The sequence below is a fragment of the Lacinutrix himadriensis genome (assembly GCF_001418105.1).
Lineage (GTDB): Bacteria > Bacteroidota > Bacteroidia > Flavobacteriales > Flavobacteriaceae > Oceanihabitans > Oceanihabitans himadriense.
Map to the genome: position 1 here is coordinate 30,111 of NZ_LIQI01000014.1, position 19,373 is coordinate 49,483.

Genomic DNA, 19,373 nt, shown 5'->3' on the forward strand with positions numbered 1-19,373 from the left:
TATACGGTTTATAGTTTTATAATATAGTGTACACCGTAAGTACTTGGTCTTACTTCAGAAGTATCTCCCGTAGTTGGGTTTCCAGTTTCTCCAGATGTATTATGATCATGAGAAAGGTTAGAATTTGAAACGGACGTATCTAGCAGAGTAGCAGGTATATTAAGAACTAGAGGAGTTGTTCCTGTGATATATTGCAATCCTCCCCAAGGCGTGCTACTACCTCCAACAGTTGCTGTTGGAACATATTCATTTCCAGTTGTTGATTGATTTAAACTAGCTTTTAGAGTACCATTACCATGTTTGTGATTTAGTGTTTTTGTTGATTGATTTTGTGTGTCACCAACTAATATAGGCTCAACATTAGCTTCTACATCTGTACCTGCACCTTTTAAAAACCGACCTCTTAAGTCTGGCGCATTGTTACCTACTAAAGCAATTAAGTTAGCTGATCCAACTACACTAGTTAAAGACTGATTATTACAGAGCACCCAACCTGTAGGCACTGCATTTTCAGAACCAACCCATGGCATAATAGAACCTGTTGGCACACCATTGTTTGCAGCAATTGCATACGGCACATGGTTTAGTTTTTCATCAGAAATTGTAGTACCATCTTCGCTTATTTTTAGATAGGCCTGCTGGTTTGCTATAGTAGCATTATTTGCAGCACCTGGTTCTAAAACAAAAGAAAATACTCCAAAATTATCTGTAGTTAAATTTTTGTCTTCTGGACCCGCAATAGTTACTGGTTGATTACTAGCATTTATATAATACAACTCAACCGTGAGGGTAATTGCCGCATCAATCCTTGCTGTATTATTAGCATCTCTTGCAATACCTTGTATAGCAATGCCAGAAGCTTCTGCTGAGGTTTGTGCATAATTAAGTGTTGCTATAAAAAGCAATGCAATTGTTAAGAATAGATTTTTGGTTTTCATTTGATTATAAGTTTATGATTATATATAGCTAGTGAAAATGGCGGAGCACCAATTCAATACGCAATGTACAAGCAGACCTATAGGCAAACAATACGAGGTGAATGCAAAAACTACGTGGTACCACGTAGTTTATAAAAATAATGTTTTGTAACTAGTAGCTAACTAATGAACTCTAAATTGGCTTTTGCCCAAACGGCAAGGATGTCTTTCTCTTTAACAAGCCCCAACTTATCAATAATATTAGAACGGTGTTTTTCTATGGTTCTATAAGATAGAGATAATAGTTCGCCAATTTCTTTAGACGTATTTTCTTGTGCTACCAACCTCACAATAGTGCGTTCTGAAGGAGAAAGCAGTTTCATTTTTTGTAATTGTGGCGCGACTTCATTGTCAAATACACTATCGAAAACAGCACTAAAATAAGGAGTGCCTTTACTGACACTTTGTAGACAATTATGGACCTCTGTAAAAGACTCATCTTTTATAATATAGCCGGAGATATTTAATTTCTTTGCTTTATAAATAAAGGCTTTTTCTTTATGTGAAGTCAAGATAATAAACTTGGTATCCACCTGTTTCTCCTTACATTTTTGTATCACTTCAAACCCTGTAAGTAGTGGCATTTCTTCATCTAGAATGGCAATTTTTGGTTGTAGCTCTATAATCTTATTGAGCGCTATAGCTCCATTCTCTGCAGTAGCGATGATATTATAATTATAATCCTTTAACTGATCTACTAAACCTTTTAATAATAAAGGATGGTCGTCTGCTACAAATATGGAGATGCTACTATTCATTTTTTATACTGGTATTTTTACTAATATAGACGTGCCTTCTGTTCTTTTACTTTTTATAGTAAAGCTACCTTTGAGCATACTGATGCGTTCCGCCATCGTTTTTAAACCTAAACTATTTTGATTTACCTTATCAGTCACCTCAAAACCTTCACCATTGTCCTTAATTAGTATTTTAATACTGTCACTCTTCTTCAAAATATTTACAATTAAAGTTTTTGCATTGGCATGCTTCAATACATTGTTTACGGACTCTTGAATAAACCTGTACAAGTTAAGCGATTCTATTTCATTAAAACGCTCATTAACATCGTCGATTTCTACGGAGACAAACAAATCGGTTTCTTCGTCTAACTCTAAGAGTAGTTGTTCTATACTATCGGTAAGACCAAGTTTCGCTAAGGTTACAGGATATAAGTCTCTAGAAATACTGCGCACTTCTTCTAAGGCATTATGAGCAAGACTAGACAATTCTATTTGATTTGTATTCTGTGCCCTCATTTTAATAAGTGTTATTTGCTGCCCAACGCCATCGTGTAAATCTTTAGCTATACGTGTACGTTCTTTCTCTTGGGTTTTAATTAGCTCTTGCGAAAACAATTGTTGTCTTAACTGTCTTCGCTTTGCACTTAAAAAAGAACGATAAAATACAATACCTCCAAATAGCACTAGCAAGCCTAAGGCTCCAAAAATCAACAATTGGTTTTTGTTTTTATTCTTAAGATTTAATAGACCAATACTGGCCCTTTGGTTTTCAATTTTAAGATCGCGTTTTTCTGTTTCGTAGAGCGTTTGGTAATAGGCTAAAGATTTTACATTTTGAATGCTAGAAACAGAATCTTTAATCCTATAAAAATTAATTAAATGTATATTACTATTGGTACTCTCTCCCAATGCTTTATAGGTTAAAGATAAAGACTTTTCCCCTTTCATTAAGCCATCGATATTCTTATTTTCCTTTTGAATTTCTATATACTCTTTGCAATATTTTAAAGACTCTTTATAATGCCCTTTTGCATAAGCCAAAGTCTTTCTTGCATTTACATAATATGGTTTACTTTGTTTAGATGTCTCTTTGAAATAAATGGCTTCTAGTTCTTTAAATTTTTGCTCAGCGAGGTTTAAACTATCACTATCTACATAAGCATTTGATAAATCAGCTAGTAATTCCGTTTTTAGGTAAGAATAGTTTTCTAATTTACTATTATTGTTAAAAACATTAATTGCTGCTTTTAAATATCCTATTTGTTTTACATGATTTCCTATTTGCTTATAATTTTCTGCAGCACTCATATAAATCCCCACTAAAAGACCTGATTCACCAAAATTATTTGCAATTTCAATAGCTTCATTCCGCTCTTCTATGGCTTCTTCATAAAAAGCATTTTTACTATACAGATTTGCTAATGAATTTTTTGTATTGATTATATAGCTGGTGTTTTCAACTTTAATAAACAAATCGATGGCCGTTTTATAACTTATAGAAGCTTCTGAAAACTGACCTTTAATAGATTCTAGCTGCCCTTTATTTAGGTTAGCAAGACCTAAGAATGTATCATTTCCTGATTTTGTACTACTTTCTTTTGCTTTAATATAATATTCCAAAGATTTGTCTATACCTTCTACTTCAAAGAAACTATCTCCAAGATATAAATATAGTCTTGACAATGTATTATTGTTTTCTATATTTTTAAAGTCGTTTTTGTAAGTATTGTATAGTAATACGCTTGCTTTAGGTTTCTTTAAAAAATAGCTATTGTACCATACTAAGTTAGCTACATGCTCTGCTGCTTTATTTAGAGAATCTAGTGATATAGCATACTTGATGGTTTGGGTTGTGATAGAATCATATTTAAATTTTGAGTTATTGAAGACCCTTTCAAAATAAATAGTAGTCGCTAAGCTATCCATCCAACGCAGGCGTTCCCCTTTCTCGGTTTGCTGAATTTTTGAATTAAAAATATCCAGTTTAGATTGTAGGACTGCGTCTTGATCTTGCGCAAATATGTGAAAGCTAAATAAGAGGGTAATAGCTAGAAGCTTATATTTCATGAGAACTAAATAGACTAGTAAGATAGAAATTTAAGACTCTAAATTAAAACTTACACTAATTTAGTTTACCCTTCACGAAATAACCAATTGACTTTCAGGTTTTTACGGTATATTTAAATATTTATGTGTTTGTAAAGACACCTTCCATTGGGGATTGGCCATTACATACTCTACAATTTGCGGCACTACTTTATCGCGCTTACTCCATTCTGGTTGTAAATATAAAATACAATCTTTATTTACTTTTGCTGCTTGTTCTTCAGCAAACTTAAAATCATCTTTATTGTAAATAATACATTTTAACTCGTGTGCTTGCGCATATACTTCTTCGGTTGGTAGTTTATTCTTTTTTGGTGAAAGGCAAATCCAATCCCAAACTCCAGTTAACTTATACGCTCCAGAAGTTTCTATATGTACTTGTAATCCTCTTTCTTTTAAGGCATTGGTTAACGGATCCATATTCCACATTAAAGGCTCTCCTCCAGTAACTACAATTGTTTTACTGTGTTTTGCAGCATTATCAGCTATTTGCACTGTTTCTGTTGCAGGATGCAATTCTGGTAACCAACTTTCTTTAACGTCACACCAATGGCATCCAACATCACAACCACCAATTCGTACAAAATACGCAGCTGTTCCTTTATGAAAACCCTCTCCTTGAATAGTATAAAACTCTTCCATTAAAGGTAATAATAACCCTTTATCTAGCAACTCTTGTCTTTCACTTCTTGTCATAGCTTGCAAAGATAGTTATTTAAGTATTTAAAGTTTAATCGTGTCCGTAATATTTAAAGTTAAAAGCTTCGGATTTCATTTTCAATATAAAAAGATAAGGTACTTCACACTTAAGACATTTGGATCTTTTAGTTGAAAAGTTGCTTGCTTTTTTAAAAGGTTTTACATTAAAGATTACTATTTTTATGCAAATTTTGAAGAATACTATGAGCAGACAGGAAGATTTTTTTAAACATATAGAAGAAGGAAACACAACCAAAGGAGATTTTATAACCTTAGGTTCTGCAATGTTAGATGGAGAAACCATTAAAGATGCTTTTGTAAAAATACCTTTAAAAACCATGAACAGACATGGTTTAATTGCTGGAGCTACAGGGACTGGTAAAACAAAGACACTACAGGTTTTAGCAGAAAACTTAAGCGAAAAAGGAATCCCAGTTTTACTTATGGATATTAAAGGGGATTTAAGTGGTTTAGCACAACCAAGTCCTGGACATGCAAAAATAGATGAACGTCACGCAAAAATAGGCTTACCATTTGAAGCCAAGGGATTTCCTGTAGAAATCATGTCATTATCTGAGCAAGAAGGTGTTCGTTTACGAGCTACTGTTAGTGAATTCGGACCAGTTTTACTATCTAGAATTTTAGACTTATCCGATACGCAATCTGGTGTTGTTGCTGTTATTTTTAAATATTGTGACGACAACAAATTACCTTTATTAGACTTAAAAGATTTCAAAAAAATACTACAATACGCTACCAAAGAAGGAAAAGAAGAATTCTCGGATGCCTATGGTAGAATTTCTTCTGCATCAACAGGAGCTATTTTACGTAAAGTGGTAGAAATTGAACAACAAGGTGGAGAGCTTTTCTTTGGTGAAAAAAGTTTTGATGTAGAAGATTTAGTCCGTACCACAAGAGATGGAAAAGGCTATATCAATATTATTAGATTAACAGATATTCAAGATAAGCCTAAATTATTCTCTACATTTATGTTAAGCTTATTGGCGGAGATTTATGAAACTTTCCCAGAACAAGGAGATGCTGACAAGCCAGAACTAATTATGTTTATAGACGAGGCGCATCTTATTTTTAATGAAGCTTCGAAAGCCTTATTGAATCAAATTGAAAGCATCGTAAAATTAATACGTAGTAAAGGAATTGGTTTATACTTTGTAACCCAAAACCCAACCGATGTTCCAGAAGGTGTATTAAGTCAGTTAGGTTTAAAAATACAACATGCCTTACGTGCTTTTACAGCAAAAGATAGAAAAGCAATCAAACTTGCTGCACAAAACTATCCCGACACCGATTATTATGATACCGCTGAAATTTTAACTTCCTTAGGGATTGGAGAGGCTTTAGTTTCTGCTTTAGATGAAAAAGGAAGACCAACACCACTTGCAGCAACCATGCTACGAGCTCCAATGAGCAGAATGGATGTACTAACAGAAACAGAACTAAACAATCTGTTAGACGATTCTAAACTGGTTATGAAATATAACGAAACCATAGATAGAGAATCTGCCTATGAAATGCTGAATAAAAAGATTGAAAAAGCAGAAGCTTTACAAATTAAAGAAGACGCTAGAGAAGCGAAGGAAAAAGAACAAAAAAAAGCGACACGCTCTAGTTCTAGTAGAAGCAGTACAAGAATGAATCCGATTGTAAAAGTACTTACAAGCGCGACCTTTATACGTTCTGTTTTCGGAATTCTAAAAAAAGTATTGTAGTATTTCGCTAAAGTTTCAGAATAAAACAAACACAAAATAACAACCCATATCTTTTCCGTTTTCACGGAAATAAAAAACAAATAAGATTTCCGCTTTCTCGGAAAACAAATATGAAAAACACCATTTTTACGCTTTGTCTATTAAGTATCGCTTTTACTTCATGTAAAAAAGAAGTAAACCCATTTTTAATCTCTAAAAACAATATCGGACTTTTAACAGACTCGACACAAGTAAAAGATATTGAAGCTATTTACGCTAATGATTCTGTTGTACAACGAATAGATGGCGATGAATTTACAGGAAGCATCAACGACATAAAAATTTATGACAAAACAGGAAAGCAGTTATTAATACTTTCGCCTAACCAAGCTTTAGATTCTACAGCGACTATTACTACCATTCAAGTAGTAGACCCAAGATTTAAAACAGACAAAGGATTAAATACTGCCAGCACATTTGCAGATATAAAAAACAACTACACCATTTCTAGTATTCAAAATACATTAAGAAACGTAGTAGTCTTTGTTAATGAAATAAATGGTTTTTTCACGATTGACAAAATGGAACTACCTTCTGAATTACGCATGGATGTAAACAAGAAAATTGAAGCAATACAGATTCCTGACAACGCAAAAATTAAACATTTCATGATAGGCTGGAATCAATACTAAAAAGTTATGAATCCATTATTTGGCAAACTATTAGTAGATATAGCTAAGCAAAGGCTTAAAGCGAAACACGCCCCTATTCCATATACCGAAAAAGAAATAACTCCAGTAATTGACAATATTAAAGTAGAAGTTTCACACGCTATAAAAGAATCCGTTTTTATTATCATTGGTGTTTTCTCTGCGGGTTTTGGCTTAAAAGGTTTTCTATTACCAAATCATTTTATTGATGGAGGAGCAACAGGTATTTCTTTACTTCTTCAAAATATCACCTCTTTATCTCTTGGTGTTTTATTGCTTTTAGTGAACATTCCTTTTCTAATATTAGCAACCCAAACAATAGGTAAAAAATTCGCTATAAAAAGTGTCATTGCCATAGCCTTTTTAGCACTAGTAGTTCACTTTGTCAATTACCCAACAATCACAGAAGACAAGCTACTAATAGCTGTGTTTGGTGGTTTCTTTTTAGGTTTAGGAATTGGTTTAGCCATGCGTGGCGGCAGTGTTATAGATGGCACAGAAGTTTTAGCCATATACTTGAGTAGAAAAATGTCGATCACGGTTGGCGATGTATTGCTACTTATAAATATTGTTATTTTTTCTTTTGGCGCTTATGTCTTATCCATTGAAACAGCACTTTATGCGATACTAACGTATTTGTCGGCAGCTAAAACCGTTGATTTTGTAGTAGATGGTGTTGAAGAATATCTAGGTATTACTATTATTTCTGAAAAACATGAAGAGATTAGAATCATGGTTACCGAAAAACTACGTAGAGCATGCACAATATATGCAGGAAAAGGCGGTTTTGGTGTACACGGAAAGAGTTACGACAAAGACATTATTTACACTGTAATGACTAGGCTAGAACTAGCAAAACTATACACCGAAATAGACAAAATAGATAAAAATGCTTTTGTCACCATTGGTATAGTAAAAGATTTAAAAGGAGGAATGATTAAACGTAAGCCTTTAAAATAAAACTATTATTCTAAAAGTTACGTATATACTATTACAAGACTATTTTTAATTATGAAAAAAAAATACACCATTCAAGACTCCCCATTTGTTGTTCCAACCACAGACGGGAAAGTTATAGAAGAACACTTTGGCTTAGCGACTAACAAAGATTCGCAAATAAGCATCGCACGTATGATTGCTCCTGCTGGCTGGAGTGAACCTTTTCAAACCCCAGAGTTTGACGAGTATACCTATATAATTAAAGGCAAAAAACAATTTATAATTGAAGATGAAGTTGTAATTTTGGAAGCTGGACAATCTATTAAAATAAACAAGAATACTCGTGTGCAGTATTCAAATCCATTTACAATTGCTTGCGAATATATAGCTATTTGCCTTCCTGCATTTTCAATGGATTTAGTAAACAGAGAAGATTAAAAATGAATTTCATATCTAAAACTATTGGCTTACTGATTAACTTATTAAGCTATATTTCACCAAAAGCTGCTGGAAACCTAGCATTATCCTTATTTTCTACTCCTTTAAGAGGGAAAAAATTTAATGAAAAAGAATCCGACTTTCTAGACACGGCGTTTAAAGAAGAATTACAACACGAAGACTTAAGTATCATGACCTATAGATGGCTTGGTAAAAACAAAACCATATTACTTGCACATGGTTGGGAAAGTAATGCCACAAGATGGCAGCCTTTAGTCGAAAGTTTAAAAACTCAAAACTATAACGTTATTGCACTAGACGCTCCAGCACATGGTCGTTCAGGAAGTAAAAAATTCAACGCTATTCTATATTCCGAATTTATAAATATCGTTTCCAAAAAATTTAATCCAGATATCATTATTGGTCATTCTGTTGGTGGTATGGCTACTGTGTTTTATCAGCATAAATACCAAAACACAGAACTCGAAAAACTAATTCTATTGGGAGCACCTTCCAACTTTACAGGTGTTTTTAATCGCTATGTAAAAATGATGGGCTACAATAAAAAAGTAGACAAACAAATGGGAAAAATTGTATTAGAAAAATACGGCCACTTACCGGATCATTTTTCTGCTGCAGATTTCACTAAAGAAATCAAGACCTCTGCTCTTTTAATACACGATGAGCGCGATAGAATTATACCGTATCAAGACGCAAAACATTTTGAACAACATTACGTAAACGCACAATTAATAACTACGCAAGGTTTCGGACATTCATTAAACAATGAAACCATAACGGAGTATATTAATAAATACCTTGCAAATTAAGCTAGAGTCTAGCATTTTAAATTTCACTTAGTGATTAAACTTATAGTATCTTTGCCACATGGAAGAGAATCTTAAACGTATAAACAAATATTTAAGCGAAGTTGGTTATTGCTCGCGTAGAGAAGCAGACAGACTTATTGAAGCAGGAAGAGTTACCATAAACGGTGTTGTGCCAGAAAAGGGAACTAAAATAGCTCCAAATGATGAAGTGCATGTAGACGGAAAAGCCATTGTAAATACTAAAGACTCTTTTACGTATTTAGCATTTAACAAACCTGTTGGTATTGTTTGTACTACAGACACTAGAGTAGAAAAAGACAATATTATAGATTTTATAAAGTTCCAAAAACGTATTTTCCCTATTGGTAGATTAGATAAACCTAGTGAAGGTTTAATTTTTCTTACAGATGATGGAGATATAGTAAATAAAATACTTCGCGCAAGTAACAATCACGATAAAGAATACATTGTAACCGTTGACAAAGCTATTTCACAAACATTTATTGAAAGAATGTCTAATGGTATTTACTTAGAAGAATTAGACAGAACTACTAAATCTTGTATTGTTGAAAAACTAGGAACTTACAAGTTTAAAATTATCTTAACACAAGGTTTAAACAGACAAATTCGTAGAATGTGTGAATATTTAAACTACGAAGTAAATAGTTTAAAACGTGTTCGTATTATGAATATCGAACTAGATGTTCCTGTTGGCGAATACAGAGAATTTACTACAGAAGAATTAGAAGATTTAAATGCTCTTTTAGAAAGTTCTACGAAAACCTATCTCGAAAATAATGGCTAAACTTTCTCCTTTTCACATTGCAATTCCGGTGCATAACTTAGAAGCGTGTAGAACATTTTACAGAGAAGTTTTAAATTGTGAAGAAGGCAGAAGTAGCGATCATTGGGTAGATTTTAATTTCTTTGGTCACCAATTGGTTATTCACTTCAAAGCAAAAATTATAGAGGACACGTCAACCAATCCTGTAGATGGCAAATCGGTACCTATACCTCATTATGGTGTTGTTTTAGATTGGGATGTTTTTCACGCTTTCGCGGAAGACTTAAAACAAAAAAACATACATTTTATTATTGAACCATATATTCGTTTTGAGGGATTAGTAGGCGAACAAGCAACCATGTTTTTCAACGACCCTTCTGGTAATGCTTTAGAGTTTAAAGCGTTTAAAGATATGAAGCAGCTGTTTGCTAAGTAATCTTCTTTCTTGTTAAATAAAAAGGCAAGTAAATAAGCAGAAACAAAGGAATTAAAGCAACCTCAACAACTATAATATAATAAGGCCAATCTGGCAAGTAATCTAAAACGGAAGCGGATTCTGGTTTTCTATTTAAATACGAATAATTAGAGCCTAAAAGCGCATTTATACCAAATGAAGCGATTAAATAGCCTTGTATTGCGACAAGCGATTTAAAAACACTTTTTAGTTTTGGACGCATTCTTAAAACAAAAGTGGCGTAAAAAATAATAGTTAGTAAACCCAAGTGCGCAATCCAATATCTAAAAAAGTCGAAACTAGGATAACCTACCGCAATATCTGGAGTAATCACTCCTTGCGAGGTTCCTGCAATAATCCAAAACAATAGAATTTCATACATCCAATATTTCCTGTAGTATGTGAAAACCGGAATAATCAAAGCCAAAAAACTACATAAATACAAAGGTAAATCTACGGAAACGGAATAATCCCCTTGGCTAATTTTATAACTATGAAAAACAATAATAGTTAGAGAAACAAAAATACCTAAAGCTTGAAATAGGACTTCTTTTTGCTTTTGAGGGCCTCTTTTAGCAAAACGAAACAAAACCACACAAAACAAAACAGCGAGTACTATTGGTAGAACATGTTGTGCACTACCAATAGTTACTCGCTGTATGTTTATTAATAAAATTATCAGAAAATTCATACTGCAATATAAGCAGTTTATTGCATATGTCTTTCTCTTGCTAAAAGTGTATTTTTAAGTAACATCGCAATAGTCATTGGTCCTACTCCTCCTGGAACGGGCGTAATATAACTCGCTTTTTTACTTACGTTTTCAAAATCAACATCTCCTGTTATTACATAACCTTTGGCTGCAGTTTCATCTGGAACACGAGTAATACCAACATCAATAATAACAACATCATCTTTTACCATTTCTGCTTTTAAGAAATTTGGCACTCCTAATGCAGAGATAATAATATCTGCTTGACTTGTAATTTGTGTAATATTTTTAGTGTGACTGTGTGTAAGGGTTACTGTAGAGTTTCCTGGAAAACCTTTTCTTCCCATTAAAATACTCATTGGTCTTCCCACAATATGCGAACGACCAATTACAACAGTGTGTTTTCCTTTCGTTTCTACACCATAACGATCCATAAGTTCTAGAATACCAAATGGAGTTGCAGGAATAAAAGTAGACATATCTAATGCCATTTTACCAAAATTCATTGGGTGAAAACCATCCACATCTTTATCTGGATTTACAGCCATTAATACTTTTTGCGTATTAATTTGTGGCGGTAATGGTAATTGAATAATAAAACCATCCACATCACTATTAGTGTTTAATTCTTCAATTTTATCTAATAATTCTACTTCACTTGTAGTATTAGACATTCTTACCATTGTAGACTCAAAACCAACACGTTCGCAAGCACGAACTTTACTAGCAACATAGGTTAAACTTGCGCCATCATTACCAACTATAATTGCAGCTAAATGTGGCACCTTTTCGCCTTTAGCAACCATTTTTTTTACCTGATCGGTAATTTCGTCTTTAATGTCGTTACTTACTTTTTTTCCGTCTAAGATTGTCATGTTGTTGTTTTAAATCTATCAGGTCGAACGCAGTCGATACCTAGTTTAATATCAAATTAGAAATGAGACCTCTCGACTGCGCTCGAGGTGACACATTTTATATCCAGGGTCTATTTCAAACAAAAAAAACATGAAATTACTTCATGTTTTTCATTGCATTCATCATTCGTTTTCCGCCACCACCTTGCATCATCTTCATCATTTTCGACATTTGGTTGAATTGTTTTAGCAACTGATTTACTTCTTGAACCGAAGTACCAGATCCTTTACCAATTCTTTTTTTACGGCTTGCGTCTATAATAGAAGGGTTTGTTCTTTCTTTTACTGTCATAGAATGTATAATCGCTTCAATACCTTTAAAAGCATCATCATCAATATCTACATCTTTCATCATTTTTCCAGCTCCAGGAATCATTCCGATAAGGTCCTTCATGTTCCCCATTTTCTTGATTTGCTGAATTTGCTTTAAGAAATCATCAAAACCAAATTGATTCTTGGCAATTTTCTTTTGTAATTTTCTAGCTTCATCTTCATCAAACTGCTCTTGTGCTCTTTCTACAAGAGATACAACATCTCCCATTCCAAGAATACGATCTGCCATACGAGAAGGATAGAAAACATCAATTGCTTCCATTTTCTCCCCTGTACCAATAAACTTAATTGGTTTGTTTACTACAGATTTAATAGAGATTGCTGCTCCACCACGTGTATCCCCATCTAATTTGGTAAGAATAACACCATCAAAATTTAAAATATCATTAAAGGCTTTTGCTGTATTTACAGCATCTTGACCTGTCATAGCATCTACAACAAACAAAGTTTCTTGTGGTTGAATAGCTTTATGAATGTTAGATATTTCGGCCATCATGGCTTCATCTACAGCCAAACGACCAGCAGTATCAATAATCACTACATTATGTCCGTTTGCTTTTGCATGAGCAATACCAGCTTGTGCAATAGCTACAGGATCTGTATTTCCTCTATCGCTATAAACATCTACTTTGATTTGATCTCCAACAACATGTAATTGATCTACAGCCGCAGGACGATATACATCACAAGCTACCAATAAAGGTTTCTTTGTTTTTTTGGTTTTAAGATAGTTAGCAAGTTTTCCAGAAAATGTTGTTTTACCAGAACCTTGTAAACCAGACATTAAAATAATACTTGGTGTTCCTGTTAAGTTAAGACCTTCTACATCACCTCCCATTAACTGGGTAAGTTCGTCTTTAACAATCTTCACCATTAATTGTCCTGGCTGTAAGCTTGTTAAAACGTTTTGTCCAAGTGCTTTTTCTTTTACTTTATTCGTAAAATCTTTAGCAATTTTAAAGTTAACATCGGCATCTAGTAACGCTCTACGTACTTCTTTTAAGGTTTCGGCAACATTAACTTCTGTAATGCTTCCATGCCCTTTTAGTACATGTAACGCTTTATCTAACTTTTCACTTAAATTATTAAACATATTTTTTTTATTTCAATAGTTGCAAAAGTAAAGAAATATTTTGTTTTTCTTTAATGGAAAAGCTTGTTTAATTGGAATTAAAGCATATTTACCACATCCATAAAAAACAACTGTCTCTATTTTAGTTTTCACAATTAAAAATAAAAAAAAGAGACTTCTTTTAAGAAGCCTCTTTTTCATTAATAATTCACTCGTTACACTTAACTTATAAACAAGTATAACATTCCCCTTCTAAATTAAATAATTCTCCTACTTCGTTTGGACTTAAAGTTCTTTTATACACTCTTAAATCATCCAAATGACCAACAAAACCTTCCCCAATAAGGTATCTATCTGAAGCTTGAGAACCAATATTTAAACTCGAATTCTCATCGATATCTCTTTGCACTCCATCTCTATATAATCTAATGGTATTATCTGCATCTACGGTCATTACTAGATGATGCCAGTCTGTGTTTTCCCATACTACATCTACTCCGTCATTCCAGTCGTTATCCCAAAGATAAAAACTTGTATTATCTGAAAACAAAGGCGTATTTAAATCATAAACTCCTAATTGAAATCCTTGTGTTGCATTTCCTGGTGATCTAAAAAACAGCTCTAAATCTCCAGCCTCTGTATTTTGCATTTTAAACCATAAACTTATAGAAAAACTATCTCCTTGTTCCAGCTCACTATCTGTATTTACAGGAATCTCAAAGGTGTCATTTCCGGTAAAAGCTATAGCACAAGAAGAGTTTCCTGCTCTATCTTCTACAAATGTGTTGGTAATGTTTTCAGCGTTGAAACCACTTATTAAATCGTGAGCTTCTTCAGCAAAAGGCATATATATCACCAAATCGTTTATTAAAACTTCTGGGGTATTGCAATCTTCACAATCTTGCTCAAGTTCCATAATGGTTACATTACCCAAATTTGTTTCCTGACTAAAGATAAATTCATCTTCATCACAACCCAAAAGCAACCATTCTCCATTTAACAGATCAAAAGTAGACAATCCACCAATCGTTAATGTATATCCAGAATTCGTTTCCAAAAGAGACCAAGAGCCAAATTCTGTAATAGTTGGTTCCCCATTAACAGTTACTTCTCCATTAGCATCAAACATTAAATAATTTTCATCTAAAATATTACCGGACGCATCATAGGTTGGTGCTGTAATATTACATGCTAATAGGTACGTTTCTAATTCGGACAAACTAACATCGCAATCTTCTATATCATCGTCATTCCAATCGTAATCATCATCTTCATCACAAGTATCTTCTGCGGCTTCAATAGCAGCTTCCATTTCTGCATTATTTTCTACAACAATTGCGTCTCCACTAACAAACACCATAGTAATTGGGAAGTTTATACTTGCTAAAACGCCTCCTTCTAAATTTTCAATAAAAGCATATAAAGCTTCATCATTATTTATAGTAATAGTATCTATAACCTGAAAATCTGTATTATACATAGAAATAGTTATAGGGAATTGAAAATCGATACATTCAATATCGTCATCTTCTTCATCTTCATCATTACAATTTTCTATCTGTGCTTCTAATTCGGTTTGACTATTAATAACTAACTCGGAATAATCGTTAAAAATAATCGTTATTGGAAATGTTATTTCTACGTCGTCGTCGTCAGTTGTAAAAGCGTCTAAAATAGTTTCTAACGCATCATAATCTGTAATACTTTCTATAGTTATTGTTACGCCATTTGCAGTAACGGTTACCGGTAAAGCAACCTCTAAGCAATTGGCATAATCTACAATATTATCTCTTGAACCATCGTTAGAAGCTACATTGCGCATTAAATTAGCTAAGTTAGAATTTGGAGCAATCGTTTCTTCATTATCGGCCTCTGTAATTTCTACGACTTCTTCTTGACATGCCGAAAATAACATCAAAAAAAGTAAGAATAAAAAAAGGATAAATTTGGAATGGATGGTTTTCATGGTTTCGTTTTTTATTAATAATTGTTTCTTTTCATAGCAACTTTTAATTGCTGTATACTACTATAACATCTTCGTTTAAAAAACTCCTACCTTGACTTTTAAAAAAAATTGTTACTACTTTGCAGAAACCTTTTTAACTATACATGCAAAAGTCTTTAAACAATAATGTCTGTAATGAAAACCGTTTCAATAGCCTATTTAACAAATACGCTAAAGACTTGCATCACTTTTTGTATTATAAATTTGGGGATCATTTAAACCCTAAAGATAAAGTGCAAGATGCTTTTATAAAACTTTGGCAAAATTGCAGTACCGTTTCTCCCGAAAAAGCGAAAAGCTATTTATATACGGTAGCAAATAATTTAATGCTGAATGCCGTTGCACATCAAAAAGTAGTTTTAAAACATCAAAAAATAAAACCAACCGAACATTCTAACGAGTCTCCAGAGTTTTTGATGGAAGAAAAGGAATACCGTAAAAAACTAGAAAATGCCATTGCAAATTTAACCGAAGCACAACGTGTTGCTTTTTTAATGAATCGTGTGGAAGGAAAACGATTTAAAGAAATTGCATCGCTTTTAGATATTAGCACCAAAGCTGTTGAAAAACGAATTTATGGTGCCTTAAAAAAATTACGAGAAGACATTGATGAATTATGATTTCTGTTTTTACAGGAATAATAATTTTAATTTCGAGGTAGGAGTTTTTAAACCTTATCTGTTATATACTTGAATAGCATACAATGAATAAAGAAGAATTAATTTTAAAATGGTTAGATAACGACTTAAGTCCGCAAGAACTTGAAGTATTTAAAGCGCTTGAAGATTATGAGTCGTTAACTAAATTAGCCGAGTACAGCAAAGGTTTTAAAGCACCAGAATTTAATACCGAAGCTGCTTTAGAAACCACGTTACGCGGTATAAATGCGAAAAAATCGACTACAAAAAAATGGTTTCAACCCATGCTTAAAGTCGCCGCTATTCTAGCTATTTGTTTGGGCAGCTACTATTACACCACAACTTTAGACAGTTCTTTTACTACAGATTTTGCTGAAAAATCGACTATCGAGCTTCCGGATCATTCGTCTGTACATTTAAATGCACTTTCAGAAATTACCTTCAATAAAAAGAATTGGAATACAAAGAGAACCATTACACTAGATGGTGAAGCTTTTTTTAAAGTGGAAAAAGGCAGCACGTTTCAGGTAAAAACAGATGCAGGAACCATAACTGTTTTAGGTACTCAATTTAATGTAAAACAACGTACGGATTATTTTGAAGTAGTTTGTTATGAAGGCACCGTGCAAATAAACTACAATACCGGAAAGTCTATTTTAAAAGCTAGCGATTCTTTTTTAATATTAAATGGAAACATGACAACAGCCACAACCACTAACGTTAAAGAACCAGAATGGCTAAACCATATTAGTGCTTTTTCCAGCGTACCATTAAGCGAAGTTTTAGCAGAGTTTGAAAGACAATACAACGTTAAATTTGAAACTTCCAATATAGAGACAAGTACTTTATTTACTGGGAAATTCACACATAAAAACATAGATATTGCACTAAAATCGATTACGCAACCTTTACAATTAAGCTATACAAAAAACAACAAAACCATTATTTTATCGCGTGAATAAATCGCTAAAAATTGCGCTATTATTAATTTTCTTTTTTTTGGGTTACTCGACTGTTTTTTCGCAAAACAAAAAGCAACCTCTAGCGCAAGTATTGGCTATAATCGAGCAACAATTTAAAGTTAGCTTTTCTTATGCCGATAGCACGATTAAAGATATTGACGTGTTTTTAGATAGCAATGATAACTTAGAGGTAATTCTAACTGCTTTAGAAAAACAAACGCAATTAAAGTTCAACAAATTAAACAACCAGTTTATTACCATTGTAAGACAAGAAGCGCAACCTTTTACCATTCAGAAGTTAGAAGAAGTAGTAATCACCAACTATTTAACTACAGGAATAAATAAAAATACCACGGGAAGCATCACCATAAGACCAGAACAATTTGGCATTTTACCAGGTTTAATAGAACCAGATGTATTGCAAACCATTCAAGCACTTCCTGGCGTTTTAAGTGTCGATGAAACGGTTTCGAATATTAATATTAGAGGCGGAACACACGACCAAAACCTCATCCTCTGGGATGGTATTAAAATGTATCAATCTGGTCATTTTTTCGGACTTATATCTGCATTCAATCCGTATTTAACCAATCAAGTAAATGTATCTAAAAACGGAACCTCAGCGCAATATGGAGATGGCGTTTCTAGTGTGATAGACATGCAATTATCGAACACGCTTCAAAATGATTTTAAAGCTGGAGCTGGTTTCAACTTAGTGCATGCAGATGGGTATGCTAAAACGCCAATTGGTAAACATGCAGAATTACAACTTTCGGCAAGACGTTCGTTTACCGATTTAGTAACTGCTCCAACCTACAAGCAGTATTTTAAACGCATTTTTCAAGATTCCGATTTTGAAAGTAATCAGGAAGAACAAAACAATACGATCTCTAAAAACGAAAACTTTTACTTTTATGATTTCTCGGGAAAATTGCTATTAAATCTTTCTAAAAAAAACAAACTCCAAATCCGTTTTTTAACCATTCATAATAATTTAGATTACGAAGAACAATCTACTATTAACAATATTAACGAATCTTTAAATAGTAAACTTATTCAGCGTAATTTGGCAAGTGGCATTAGCTACACCAGAAAATGGCATTCTAAATTAAGCTCTAACCTACACGTATCGCTTTCTAACTACGAATTAGATGCCAAGAATTTTGACATTTTAAACGAGCAACGATTAATTCAAGAAAATAAAGTATTTGATAGCGCTTTAAAACTAGACACCAAATGGCATATTAATAAAAACACCAACCTTCAAATTGGCTATCAGTTTTTTGAAGTCGGAATTAGTAATTTAGAAAACGTTAATAATCCTGTATTTAGAAGTTATATCAAGGAAGTTATTAGAAGTCATTCCGCTTTCGCGGAAGGCCAACTAACATCTAACAACAAAAACACCAACGCAAAAGCAGGAATACGATTTAACTACATTCCTAAATTAGACGCTTTTTTAGCAGAACCAAGAATAAGTTTTAGTCAACGGTTTGCGAATCATTTTAGAGTAGAACTTCTTGGAGAATTTAAAAGTCAGATGACCTCACAAATCATCGATTTACAGAATGACTTTTTAGGAATAGAAAAACGTCGTTGGATTTTAGCAAACAACACCGATATTCCAATTATAAAAAGCAAACAAGCATCTTTAGGATTCAATTACAACAAGAATAAATTATTAATTAGTGCCGAAGCTTTTTATAAAGAAGTCGACGGCATCACCACCAGAAGCCAAGGCTTTCAAAACCAGTTTCAGTATGAAAAAGCGATAGGAAGCTATCAAGTAAAAGGAATGGATTTCTTAATTAATAAACAGTTTACCAATTTGAATACGTGGTTAAGTTATTCGTATAGCAAAAACGATTATACGTTTAAGAACTTGAATAACGGAAATCCTTTTCCTAATAATGCCGACATTACTCACGCTGTTAATTTTTCTAATACCTACACCGTAAACAAATTCCAGTTTGCCTTAGGTGTAAATTGGCATTCTGGGAAACCTTACACAACACATGACAACACCATTACAGCTGGCACTATTGATTACAATGCACCAAACAGTAATAATTTAAAAGATTATTTACGGGTGGATTTTTCGGCGACGAGAGATTTAAAAATCTCGGAAGTAATACACGCTAAAATTGGCGCTTCTGTATGGAATCTTTTAAACACCAATAACACGATTAATAGATACTATGTTCTGGATGCAGATGACAATATTTCGAAAGTAGAAAACCAATCGCTAGGCATTACACCAAATGTAAGTTTACGTGTGTATTTTTAGATGATAAATATGCTTAACATTACTATTCTCTAAATTAAATAGATGAATTTGTGTCACTACATTA

At 33.1% G+C, this 19,373-nt stretch carries 18 protein-coding genes; 10 read left to right on the forward strand and 8 right to left on the reverse strand.

What is annotated here, in order from left to right:
* Positions 1-8: 8 nt before the first annotated feature.
* From AMD28_RS03610 to AMD28_RS03625, 4 genes are all read right to left on the reverse strand, one after another.
* Positions 9-938 carry a tail fiber protein gene (locus AMD28_RS03610; RefSeq protein ID WP_055442806.1) on the reverse strand — a complete coding sequence of 310 codons (930 nt, stop codon included), beginning with the start codon at positions 936-938 and terminating at the stop codon, positions 9-11.
* A gap of 158 nt (positions 939-1,096) precedes the next feature.
* Positions 1,097-1,735, reverse strand: a complete 639-nt coding sequence (locus tag AMD28_RS03615) for a response regulator (protein ID WP_055442807.1) — start codon at positions 1,733-1,735, stop codon at positions 1,097-1,099.
* A gap of 3 nt (positions 1,736-1,738) precedes the next feature.
* A complete protein-coding gene (locus AMD28_RS03620; RefSeq protein WP_055442808.1) occupies positions 1,739-3,784 on the reverse strand; it encodes a tetratricopeptide repeat-containing sensor histidine kinase in 2,046 nt (681 codons plus the stop codon).
* Positions 3,785-3,886: 102 nt separating this feature from the next.
* Positions 3,887-4,519, reverse strand: a complete 633-nt coding sequence (locus AMD28_RS03625) for a 7-carboxy-7-deazaguanine synthase QueE (protein WP_055442809.1) — start codon at positions 4,517-4,519, stop codon at positions 3,887-3,889.
* 206 nt (positions 4,520-4,725) lie between these two features.
* On the opposite strand from AMD28_RS03625, the gene AMD28_RS03630 reads away from it, so the two are divergent.
* From AMD28_RS03630 to AMD28_RS03660, 7 genes are all read left to right on the forward strand, one after another.
* On the forward strand, positions 4,726-6,252 hold the full coding sequence (locus AMD28_RS03630) for a helicase HerA-like domain-containing protein (RefSeq protein WP_055442986.1): 1,527 nt from the start codon (positions 4,726-4,728) through the stop codon (positions 6,250-6,252).
* A 110-nt stretch (positions 6,253-6,362) separates the two neighbouring features.
* A complete protein-coding gene (locus AMD28_RS03635; protein ID WP_055442810.1) occupies positions 6,363-6,923 on the forward strand; it encodes a hypothetical protein in 561 nt (186 codons plus the stop codon).
* Positions 6,924-6,929: 6 nt separating this feature from the next.
* The gene (locus tag AMD28_RS03640; protein WP_055442811.1) at positions 6,930-7,901 is read left to right on the forward strand and encodes a YitT family protein; all 972 of its coding nucleotides are present in this window, start codon (positions 6,930-6,932) and stop codon (positions 7,899-7,901) included.
* A gap of 51 nt (positions 7,902-7,952) precedes the next feature.
* On the forward strand, positions 7,953-8,318 hold the full coding sequence (locus AMD28_RS03645; RefSeq protein WP_055442812.1) for a cupin domain-containing protein: 366 nt from the start codon (positions 7,953-7,955) through the stop codon (positions 8,316-8,318).
* Between the two features lie 2 nt (positions 8,319-8,320).
* Positions 8,321-9,148, forward strand: coding sequence for an alpha/beta hydrolase (locus AMD28_RS03650; protein ID WP_055442813.1), 828 nt, complete (start codon positions 8,321-8,323; stop codon positions 9,146-9,148).
* 58 nt (positions 9,149-9,206) lie between these two features.
* Positions 9,207-9,953: a pseudouridine synthase gene (locus tag AMD28_RS03655; RefSeq protein ID WP_055442814.1), complete on the forward strand. Its 747-nt coding sequence runs from the start codon at positions 9,207-9,209 to the stop codon at positions 9,951-9,953.
* On the forward strand, positions 9,946-10,368 hold the full coding sequence (locus AMD28_RS03660) for a VOC family protein (protein WP_055442815.1): 423 nt from the start codon (positions 9,946-9,948) through the stop codon (positions 10,366-10,368). The genes AMD28_RS03655 and AMD28_RS03660 overlap by 8 nt, the downstream gene beginning before the upstream one ends.
* On the opposite strand, the gene AMD28_RS03665 is transcribed toward AMD28_RS03660, so the two are convergent.
* The 4 genes from AMD28_RS03665 to AMD28_RS03680 form a co-directional block, all read right to left on the reverse strand.
* Positions 10,361-11,077 carry a YwaF family protein gene (locus AMD28_RS03665; protein ID WP_055442816.1) on the reverse strand — a complete coding sequence of 239 codons (717 nt, stop codon included), beginning with the start codon at positions 11,075-11,077 and terminating at the stop codon, positions 10,361-10,363. The two genes, AMD28_RS03660 and AMD28_RS03665, sit on opposite strands and share 8 nt — an antisense overlap.
* A gap of 17 nt (positions 11,078-11,094) precedes the next feature.
* On the reverse strand, positions 11,095-11,973 hold the full coding sequence (locus AMD28_RS03670; RefSeq protein WP_055442817.1) for a bifunctional 5,10-methylenetetrahydrofolate dehydrogenase/5,10-methenyltetrahydrofolate cyclohydrolase: 879 nt from the start codon (positions 11,971-11,973) through the stop codon (positions 11,095-11,097).
* Between the two features lie 136 nt (positions 11,974-12,109).
* Positions 12,110-13,438, reverse strand: coding sequence for a signal recognition particle protein (gene ffh, locus AMD28_RS03675; protein WP_055442818.1), 1,329 nt, complete (start codon positions 13,436-13,438; stop codon positions 12,110-12,112).
* 205 nt (positions 13,439-13,643) lie between these two features.
* Positions 13,644-15,383 (reverse strand): LamG domain-containing protein, encoded by a 1,740-nt coding sequence (locus tag AMD28_RS03680; RefSeq protein ID WP_083478230.1) that lies wholly within the window; start codon positions 15,381-15,383, stop codon positions 13,644-13,646.
* A gap of 143 nt (positions 15,384-15,526) precedes the next feature.
* Between AMD28_RS03680 and AMD28_RS03685 the strand changes: the two genes are divergently transcribed.
* The 3 genes from AMD28_RS03685 (at position 15,527) to AMD28_RS03695 (ending at position 19,309) form a co-directional block, all read left to right on the forward strand.
* The gene (locus AMD28_RS03685) at positions 15,527-16,042 is read left to right on the forward strand and encodes an RNA polymerase sigma factor (protein WP_055442820.1); all 516 of its coding nucleotides are present in this window, start codon (positions 15,527-15,529) and stop codon (positions 16,040-16,042) included.
* 83 nt (positions 16,043-16,125) lie between these two features.
* Entirely contained in the window at positions 16,126-17,022 is an 897-nt protein-coding gene (locus AMD28_RS03690) for a FecR family protein (protein WP_055442821.1), read from the forward strand.
* Positions 17,015-19,309 (forward strand): TonB-dependent receptor plug domain-containing protein, encoded by a 2,295-nt coding sequence (locus tag AMD28_RS03695; protein ID WP_055442822.1) that lies wholly within the window; start codon positions 17,015-17,017, stop codon positions 19,307-19,309. The genes AMD28_RS03690 and AMD28_RS03695 overlap by 8 nt, the downstream gene beginning before the upstream one ends.
* The last annotated feature ends 64 nt before the right edge of the window (positions 19,310-19,373 follow it).

Coding starts and splice junctions, on each gene's coding strand:
- AMD28_RS03610 (WP_055442806.1), bottom strand. CDS start 938: ATGAAAACCAAAAATCTATTCTTAACAATTGCATTGCTTTTTATAGCA.
- AMD28_RS03615 (WP_055442807.1), bottom strand. CDS start 1,735: ATGAATAGTAGCATCTCCATATTTGTAGCAGACGACCATCCTTTATTA.
- AMD28_RS03620 (WP_055442808.1), bottom strand. CDS start 3,784: ATGAAATATAAGCTTCTAGCTATTACCCTCTTATTTAGCTTTCACATA.
- AMD28_RS03625 (WP_055442809.1), bottom strand. CDS start 4,519: ATGACAAGAAGTGAAAGACAAGAGTTGCTAGATAAAGGGTTATTATTA.
- AMD28_RS03630 (WP_055442986.1), top strand. CDS start 4,726: ATGAGCAGACAGGAAGATTTTTTTAAACATATAGAAGAAGGAAACACA.
- AMD28_RS03635 (WP_055442810.1), top strand. CDS start 6,363: ATGAAAAACACCATTTTTACGCTTTGTCTATTAAGTATCGCTTTTACT.
- AMD28_RS03640 (WP_055442811.1), top strand. CDS start 6,930: ATGAATCCATTATTTGGCAAACTATTAGTAGATATAGCTAAGCAAAGG.
- AMD28_RS03645 (WP_055442812.1), top strand. CDS start 7,953: ATGAAAAAAAAATACACCATTCAAGACTCCCCATTTGTTGTTCCAACC.
- AMD28_RS03650 (WP_055442813.1), top strand. CDS start 8,321: ATGAATTTCATATCTAAAACTATTGGCTTACTGATTAACTTATTAAGC.
- AMD28_RS03655 (WP_055442814.1), top strand. CDS start 9,207: ATGGAAGAGAATCTTAAACGTATAAACAAATATTTAAGCGAAGTTGGT.
- AMD28_RS03660 (WP_055442815.1), top strand. CDS start 9,946: ATGGCTAAACTTTCTCCTTTTCACATTGCAATTCCGGTGCATAACTTA.
- AMD28_RS03665 (WP_055442816.1), bottom strand. CDS start 11,077: ATGAATTTTCTGATAATTTTATTAATAAACATACAGCGAGTAACTATT.
- AMD28_RS03670 (WP_055442817.1), bottom strand. CDS start 11,973: ATGACAATCTTAGACGGAAAAAAAGTAAGTAACGACATTAAAGACGAA.
- ffh (WP_055442818.1), bottom strand. CDS start 13,438: ATGTTTAATAATTTAAGTGAAAAGTTAGATAAAGCGTTACATGTACTA.
- AMD28_RS03680 (WP_083478230.1), bottom strand. CDS start 15,383: ATGAAAACCATCCATTCCAAATTTATCCTTTTTTTATTCTTACTTTTT.
- AMD28_RS03685 (WP_055442820.1), top strand. CDS start 15,527: ATGCAAAAGTCTTTAAACAATAATGTCTGTAATGAAAACCGTTTCAAT.
- AMD28_RS03690 (WP_055442821.1), top strand. CDS start 16,126: ATGAATAAAGAAGAATTAATTTTAAAATGGTTAGATAACGACTTAAGT.